Origin of the sequence: Acinetobacter sp. UNC436CL71CviS28 (genome assembly GCF_000620525.1) — a bacterium.
In the GTDB taxonomy this organism is placed as follows: Bacteria; Pseudomonadota; Gammaproteobacteria; order Pseudomonadales; family Moraxellaceae; genus Acinetobacter; species Acinetobacter radioresistens.
Map to the genome: position 1 here is coordinate 20703 of NZ_JIBB01000041.1, position 7914 is coordinate 28616.

General features: G+C 39.3%; 7 protein-coding genes and 1 pseudogene. 4 read left to right on the forward strand and 4 right to left on the reverse strand.

The features are described 5' to 3' along the window. Window position 1: 1 nt before the first annotated feature. From mdcH to madM, 3 genes are read left to right on the forward strand one after another with little or no spacing between them, the layout of a single operon-like run. On the forward strand, window positions 2-928 hold the full coding sequence (gene mdcH, locus N518_RS0112895) for a malonate decarboxylase subunit epsilon (RefSeq protein ID WP_005026462.1): 927 nt from the start codon (window positions 2-4) through the stop codon (window positions 926-928). A 54-nt stretch (window positions 929-982) separates the two neighbouring features. Further along, entirely contained in the window at window positions 983-1384 is a 402-nt protein-coding gene (gene madL / locus N518_RS0112900; RefSeq protein ID WP_005026459.1) for a malonate transporter subunit MadL, read from the forward strand. 36 nt (window positions 1385-1420) lie between these two features. Beyond that, on the forward strand, window positions 1421-2182 hold the full coding sequence (madM, locus tag N518_RS0112905; protein WP_005026453.1) for a malonate transporter subunit MadM: 762 nt from the start codon (window positions 1421-1423) through the stop codon (window positions 2180-2182). A 52-nt stretch (window positions 2183-2234) separates the two neighbouring features. On the opposite strand, the gene N518_RS0112910 is transcribed toward madM, so the two are convergent. Beyond that, the gene (locus N518_RS0112910) at window positions 2235-3155 is read right to left on the reverse strand and encodes a LysR family transcriptional regulator (protein ID WP_026444360.1); all 921 of its coding nucleotides are present in this window, start codon (window positions 3153-3155) and stop codon (window positions 2235-2237) included. Between the two features lie 216 nt (window positions 3156-3371). After that, window positions 3372-4160, reverse strand: coding sequence for a DUF4198 domain-containing protein (locus tag N518_RS0112915; protein WP_026444361.1), 789 nt, complete (start codon window positions 4158-4160; stop codon window positions 3372-3374). 365 nt (window positions 4161-4525) lie between these two features. Here N518_RS0112915 and N518_RS0112920 point away from each other — a divergent pair, with 365 nt between their 5' ends. Beyond that, window positions 4526-5512, forward strand: a complete 987-nt coding sequence (locus N518_RS0112920) for an AraC family transcriptional regulator (protein WP_005026444.1) — start codon at window positions 4526-4528, stop codon at window positions 5510-5512. A gap of 71 nt (window positions 5513-5583) precedes the next feature. Here the strand turns inward: N518_RS0112920 and N518_RS0112925 are convergent, their stop codons facing one another. Together N518_RS0112925 and N518_RS0112930 are read right to left on the reverse strand one after the other, a co-directional pair. Beyond that, a complete protein-coding gene (locus tag N518_RS0112925; RefSeq protein ID WP_026444362.1) occupies window positions 5584-6927 on the reverse strand; it encodes an MFS transporter in 1344 nt (447 codons plus the stop codon). A gap of 471 nt (window positions 6928-7398) precedes the next feature. Next, window positions 7399-7914: pseudogene (locus N518_RS0112930) on the reverse strand (catechol 1,2-dioxygenase); the annotation flags it as partial.

Consider the following 7914-nt stretch of genomic DNA (forward strand, 5'->3'; position numbering starts at 1 on the left):
TATGAGTTCGATCTGGGTATATCCGGGACAGGGCGCCCAAAAAATCAATATGTTACATGAGCTGCCAACCCATAAACTGGTGAAACAATATCTTGAACAGGCGTCTGACGTTTTAAAACAGGATGTGCTGCTACTGGACCAACCTGAAAATCTCAGATCAACTTATGCAGTTCAGTTATGTTTATATCTGTCGGGCATAATTAGTTCTGCTCTTCTAACTGAACAGAATATTTATCCAGACTACGTGGCCGGTTTATCGATTGGAGCATGGGCAGCAGCGACCGTCGCCGGTGTAATCAGTTTCGAAGATGGTTTAAAACTTGTGGCCAGACGAGGTGAGCTAATGCAACAGGCTTATCCGCAAGGATATGGTATGACAGCAGTAATCGGCACAGATCGTATGAGGGTTGAACAATGGATATCACAGGTTCGTATAGAAACCCCAGATATATACATAGCCAATATCAATGCCAGCGATCAGATAGTCATTTCAGGTTCAGAGGAAGCAATGCAACAGGTTTCCAGCCTTGCACGTCTGGACGGCGCAATCGTAAAACGTCTGGCGGTTAGTGTCCCTTCACACTGTATATTGCTTGAACCGCAGGCCAGACAGCTACATATCGATATAAAAGGAGTAGCTTCCGCACAACCTAAAATTAAATATTTAAGTGGTACCTCTGCACGTTTACTGCGAACAGATGCCCAGATACTCGATGACCTTACTTTTAATATGAGCCGGATGATTGACTGGGAGAGTACGGTCCAGGCTGCTTGGGAAAGAGGAGTCAGATTACATATTGAAGCTTTACCCGGCACTGTACTGACCGGCTTGGCACGAAAAATATTTAAAGAGGGTTCAGTTTTATGTTTTCAGAATACTCAACTGGACAGTTTGATCACTGCAATGCAAAAAGAGCAGATAAGCTGAAGTAAAATCTAGTTAAAACAATATGATGTAGCTCAATGGATAGAGGAATTTAAAATGATTATATATGGAACAGCAATTCTGGCAATCTGCCATCTGTTAGGTGATTATCTTGGAAATACTTTAGGCCTGCTGTTGGGTGTAAAGGCTAATGTGGGCGGTGTTGCCATTTCCATGATCCTGTTAATTCTGGCCAAAGAAATCTTAATGAAAAAGGGATATTTGCCTCAAGTAACCCAGTTTGGAGTGCTGTACTGGTCAGGAATGTATATTCCTATCGTGGTCGCAATGTCGGCAGGCCAGAATGTAGTTGCTGCATTGTCTGGCGGAATGGTGGGTATCATTGTTGCGGTGACTTCCTTAATAGGCACAGTATTTGTGATTCGTTACCTAAACCGTATGAGTGGTGATTACGAAACTTATAACTGGTCTATCGAAGCCAAAGAAAAGACTGCCTAATAATAATCAGAATTAATGGACTAAAAAGGAAAAATTATGGATGCACTTATTGCAGTTTTAAGTAAAAATGCGCTAGTCACTGCGCTTGCAGTGACAGGGCTGATGATGTTTGTCTCCCATCTGCTTTCAAAATATCTGACTAAAGGTAAGCTGCAGAGCTCGGCTATCGCTATTACGTTAGGGCTGGTCGTCGCCTACTTTGCTGGTGTATATACGCAGGGTACGAAAGGAATTTCAGATATTGCAATTTTCTCAGGTTTTGCCTTGCTGGGTGGGGCCATGATTCGGGATCTTGCCATTGCTTCAACAGCATTTGAAGTTGATGTGAAAGAAGTGAAAAAGGCTGGGAAAATTGGTTTTGTTGCCCTATTACTGGGCTGTGTAGTGCCTTTTATAATTGGTGCTATGATTGCCTGGGTAATGGGATATAAAGACCCTGTTTCAATGACGACTATCGGAGCTGGCGCAATGACTTATATTGTAGGCCCGATTACCGGTACGGCCATTGGTGCCAGTTCTGAAGTTATTGCGTTGTCTATCGCAATTGGCCTGATCAAATCTGTCTTCTTTATGGTCGGTACTCCTTTACTTGCAAAATTTATGTACCTGAAAAGCCCGCGCTCAGCCATGGTTTTTGGCGGCCTTGCAGGTACTACCAGCGGTACTGCAGCAGGCCTTGCTGGAACAGATGTTCGTCTGGTGCCTTATGGTGCGCTGGTTGCAACTTTTTATACAGGACTGGGATGTCTGCTTGGACCTTCTGTATTTTTCCTGACAATAAATGCTCTTTTTGGCTAAAACTGTTAACATCCTCAAATGAGCAATAGCTGAAATCAACTCTGTTGCTCAATTATTCAAGCAGATACTGCTGGGCAAACATCCGGCATTCTGCAATCAAGGCCAAAAGATTCGGATCACGTTCTTTACTTTTAAGAAAGACCAGACCTATTTCCTGCTTAATCTGGTACTTCGCCTGTAAAGGAATAAGACGGACCGAGCTTTCATAAATAGATGAAATACGGCCGGGGAGCAGTGCAAGACCAACACCACTACTCACCATGCTGATTAAAGTAAAAATATCACTAACCTGTAAAAAAACTTTTGGATCAATTCCTGCCTTCTCAAAGACTGTATCACTATCATTGCGGGTTGCGAAACCTTTTGAAAGTGTCAGGAATGTCTCATCTTTAAGTAAACTCAGATCAATTTCATGTTCTTCGGCGAGCAAAGAGTTTTTATTTACAGCCAGGTAAATACTGTCCTGAAACATAGGTAGCCGTTCAAAATCCAGATCATCTGTGGTGTCATTGAGAGCCACAATAATTGCATCCAGCTCGGTAGATTTTAATTTTTTTACCAGATCCAGATTGGAACTGAGCAGAAGTTGAATATCAAGTTCGCCGCGTCGTAATTTTAAACCGCTAATCACATTTGGTATGGTATTTACTGTAAGTGAATAGAGTGAACCCAAATGCAGGACTTTGGCTGCAAACCCTGCGGCTTCACGGGTTTTATTTACAGTGATGATCATATCCTGAACAAGTTTTTGTGAATGCTCTTGCAGTACATAAGCACTTTTTAAGGGAATCAGGTTACGGCCTTCATTTTTAAATAGCGGACAACGTAGCGCGCTTTCCAGAGAATGCAGTGCTTTGTGTACGCTAACCGTACTAATCTGCATTTCTGCTGCAGTTTTCGACAAATTTCCATAGCGCATGAACATGAGAAATATCTGTATTTTTTTTAGAGTGAGCTCTTCATCAATTTCCATATCTTCTGTTATTTCCAGTATTCAAGACATCCAGCTTTTTTATCATAATGATTTGTATGGAAAATGATATTGAATAAAAGCTTCATTTCAAAAATTTATATATAAACTCATGCACTATCTAATTAAAATTAATAAACACGCATAAAAGAATAATCCATTCAAGGCTAAACCGGGCAATTTTAACTGTTCCAGTTTAGCCTTAAGCGGGTTTGCAAATTAGTTTACTGATAAAGAAATAATTTTATAGTACTGGTTAACCGGCTCCGCTTTAGGATTTTGAGTTTCTGTTATCTCAAGCAGATATTGTCCTGCGGCTGGAAACGTCAGATTTGCTCTACCTTTGAAATCGGTCAGAACAGTTTTTGTATTTTGTTCACTTTGACCTTTTTCCCTTATTACTATTTCTGCTTTACTTAAAAGCTTATTATTTTTTGAAACCGCTAAGCTTACAGGATGTCCTGCCTTAATATTATTCGGATGACTGGAAAACTTGACTTGGAGGGGAAAATCTATCTTTTCTTTAACTTCAGTCAGTTTGTTTTTCGAGAGATATGTTTCAATACTCCACTCACGAGTCACATTTTTTAATTGAGGTGTTTTCTTGAAATCACCAGGAATAACATAGTCCCGCTCAGCAATACTTTTTTCTTTTCCTTCTGTTGTATCATAAAAAATCTTCCATTCTTTATTATAAAGCGCATATTGCAGCGGATAGGAGACTTTTGACGAGATATAGTATGTTCCGTCAAGTTTTAAAGCTAAGTCAAAAACAGTTGCCGATTTTAATTGAGTATTCGGGGTAACCGTCGTTTGACTTTGATCTGGTTGAGTAATATGAAAGACCACATCTTTTAAAGCATATTCACTGGCAAAAGGAACCTCCGCATAACCGGAAATCACAGGTATTTGAGTGTTTTCAGTGAAAAATGCTAGAGGCGCTACATAAGGTTCATGTGCGAATACAATGCTGGGTATCAGGGCGACTAAAAAAATATAGTTTTTCATTTTAAGCTTATCAAGGGTTTTTGAGCATAAAGTATATATGAAAATGATTCTTATTTCATAATTTATACTGTCTAACCTGTGAGCTGGTAGAACTATTAAAAATGATTATAAAAGTTATTAACTTTGAATCACTATTAAATTTCATCTAGATAAGTATATATTTGATTCTAGCTATAATTTTTCTATTTAAGCTATGCTTTTATAATATTAATTTATACTTTAAAAGTATCATAATAATTTTAATTAAATCTAAAAATTAGTTTTATTTTATGGGTCAGATAATGTAGAGTGAATTAATCAGCTTTGTTAAAGCTGGTACAGGAATTGCTTAAAAAACAAGTATGTTTTTAGCTAGGTGAATGGATATGGAATCACTCAGCCAACAGATGGATTTGAATCATTATTCTCGTAAAGCTGATTTTGCGCAAAGCTTGATGTCCCAAATCTGTGGAGAGCACCGTTTAGATACAACATGTCGCGATACTCTTGATTTTCATTATGACGGTTTAAGATTGCCTCATAAACATATGGCCATTGGTACCATCAGCTATGGTGCCAACGTTGCAATTAATATTTCTAAGCTGAGAGCTTATAGCATCAGTTTACCGATTCATGGTAAACAGGCATTGAATGTACATGGGGCAAAATATCTTTCGCATGAGACAAAAGGATTAATTGTTTCAAATGCAGAGTTACAGGACCTAGTCATAGATAAAGACTGTAAAAAAATTCAGGTAGTAATTCCGGAACAGAGCCTGCAAATGGTACTTGCAGACCTTTTAAATAGAAAAGTTGAGCAGCCTGTTATTTTTAATCCTGAAATGTGTCTGGATTCGGGCCAGCTTATTGAAGCATGGTGGAAAAATATACAGAACTTTTTACAGCTTAAGTCTCAATATACAGGTTTTTATGGTTTACAGATGCTGTCTGAAGATTATGAGAATTTTGTGATCAAGGCGCTGCTTTTATCGCAGGAAAATAATTATTCTCATGCATTGAAGGAGCTGTCTCAGCAGCGGGAGCCTTCTTATATTAGCAAAGTTCGGAATTTTATTGTGGCACATGCCCATGAAGAAATTTGTGCTGATGATTTACAGCGTTTAGCTAGTGTATCAAAATCTAAATTATATGAAGAATTCCAGTATTACTACGGAACCAGCCCGATGTCTTATTTGCGTAAATACCGTTTACAGCAAATCTATAAAATTTTAAGTAGTTCAGATCATCACAGAAAACTTTCGATTTCTAAGCTTGCCTATGATTGGGGATTCAACCATTTAAGTCGTTTTTCTCAGGAATATCGAGAAGAGTTTGGTGAAAATCCGAGTGAGACAAGGTCCAGAATTTTATAAACTTCTGGCAGCTATAAAAAAGCTGATTTAGATAAAAATCTAAATCAGCTTTTATTTTTAAGTTTTATACTCTAGACAGAACCTTCCAGTTTTAATGCCTGTCTGGTTTTTGCTTTTTCCTGCATAACTTTTAAACTTAATGCAATAAAAGAAATAAAGGTTGGAATTGCCAGAATAAAGAAGATACCGCTCAGGCTCAGGTTAAATGTAAAGATCAGAGAACCGAAGAAAGCACCTAAAATTGCACCAATACGTCCAATTCCATGCATCCAGGAAACTCCTACGGCACGGCAGGCAGTAGGATAAAAGATTGCCGAGAGTGGAAGCAGAGAAGACTGTGCACCTGCCAGTAATGCACCAATCAGAAAGATGGTGATGCCAAGCAGTAAGATATTTGAACTGACCAGACCGGCAATAATTAGTAAGGCAAATGCACTCAAATATGAGTATTTAATAACAGTGGTTGGATTCAACTTGTCCATGTACCAGCCCATAAGTGTTGCACCAATGACTCCCCCGAACGGGAAGATGGCTGCAATCAGACTGAACTGTTGTGTGGTAAAACCAGCTGTTTTCAAGATGGTTGGCATCCAGCTGGTTAACAGGTAAAACACCAGCAAGCTCATGAAACAGCAAAGCCATAACATGCTAGAGCCCCAAAGATATTTACCTAACACCAGTTTGACTGGACTTTCACTGCTCTGGTTTTCAGCTTGAGTGAGCACCAGTTTGACAGGTTCAGCGAAACGTTGGCCCTGAATATTTTCCAGAATATTTTGTGCTTTTTGCTGCTGGTTACGTTTGATCAAGTACTGAGTGGACTCAGGAAGCTTGAATAGAAGAAATGCAACAAGAATAAGAGGAATAGCTCCCCCAATAATAATTACTTTAGCCCAGCCTAAGCTTTCGAGCAAATAAGCAGAAAGTACCCCACCACAGGAAATACCCAGCATAAAACCGCAGCCAGCCAGACCGGTTAAAAAGGCTTTACGTTTAACGGGCATGTATTCAGATACAATCGTACTAATATTTGGCATGGCTGCTCCTAAACCCACACCAGTAATGAAACGATAAATCATTAGTTCCTGAGTAGTGCTGGCAAAGCCACATAGCACGGTAAAAATCCCGAACAGTAAAGTGGTCAATACAATTACTCCTTTACGTCCAAATTTATCTGCCATTGGACCAGAAATAATGGCACCAATTGACATACCGACTAATGCTGCACTTAATACAGGCGCCAGCTGTGGTTTACTGATGCCCCAGTCATCCAGTAATGCGGGTGCGATAAAACCAATAATGCCAGTATCTAATCCATCGCAAAAGAAGACCAGAAAACCCAGAGTGAATACAACCCATTGCAAGGGTGAAAGTTTGTCACGGTTAATTACAGTATTTGCATCTATTGTCTTCATACTGATTCCTTTCAAAATATAAAATGATGACACTCAAATTGTTGAATCTGGTTCATGCGGTACAGATCAAAATTTCTATACAATGTATTAAAAAATAGAATTCGATTATTTTTATCAGCCTCATTATTGAGACTGCCCCAACACCTTGACCATTACAGATCAATAACGCTTAAATCTTGTTGCCAGTGATCTGTTCAATCTCCTCTAAACTGACTAAATGTTTTTAGCTCATCACAGGATATAGCTATAAACGCTCTTTCCAATTGAACTCTTTTTAACCATATTTCACTATCCAATAAATCCTGATATTCATCCGTTTTTTCCATATTGTTTTATCGGGTGATGTTTATGAGTTAAAAAAAAGTAAACATATAATTTAAGGTAAAAACCTGAATTAATTGAAAATTGGAATATAAGTATTTTTAAGAAGAAAAAAAATCTGAGCCAAAAATTTTGGCTCAGATGAAGATATTAAGCGGCTACACGTCGTCGTTCAACTTCGCTAGAAGGAGCAGCTTCTGCTTCTTTCACGAGCTCAACATTAAAAGTGATGTACTTGAATGGCTTTTCCAGTTCGCGACGGGCTATTTCAGCTTCATCAGTCACATCTGTTGCTGTTGCAACCAGCCCGTCACGGGTAGCAAAGGCAAAGTCATCCCACAGATACTCGTCACCTTCGATATTGAACTGTGTGGTGAGCTTGCGGTAACCCGGTGCCGATACAAAATAATGCACATGAGAAGGGCGGTTACCATGACGGCCGAGCTTGTTTAAAAGCGCCTGGGTAGTGCCTTCTGGCGGGCAGCCATAACCTACCGGCATGGTGGTCAGGGCAACATATTTACCATTCACATCTGTAAGGATGGTACGGCGCAGGTTAAAGTCGGACTGGGACTTGTCAAAGAATGAATAGTTCCCCAGGCTGTTGGCATGCCAGACTTCTACCTTGGCTCCTTCAATAATATTGCCCTCTGTATCAGTAACTGT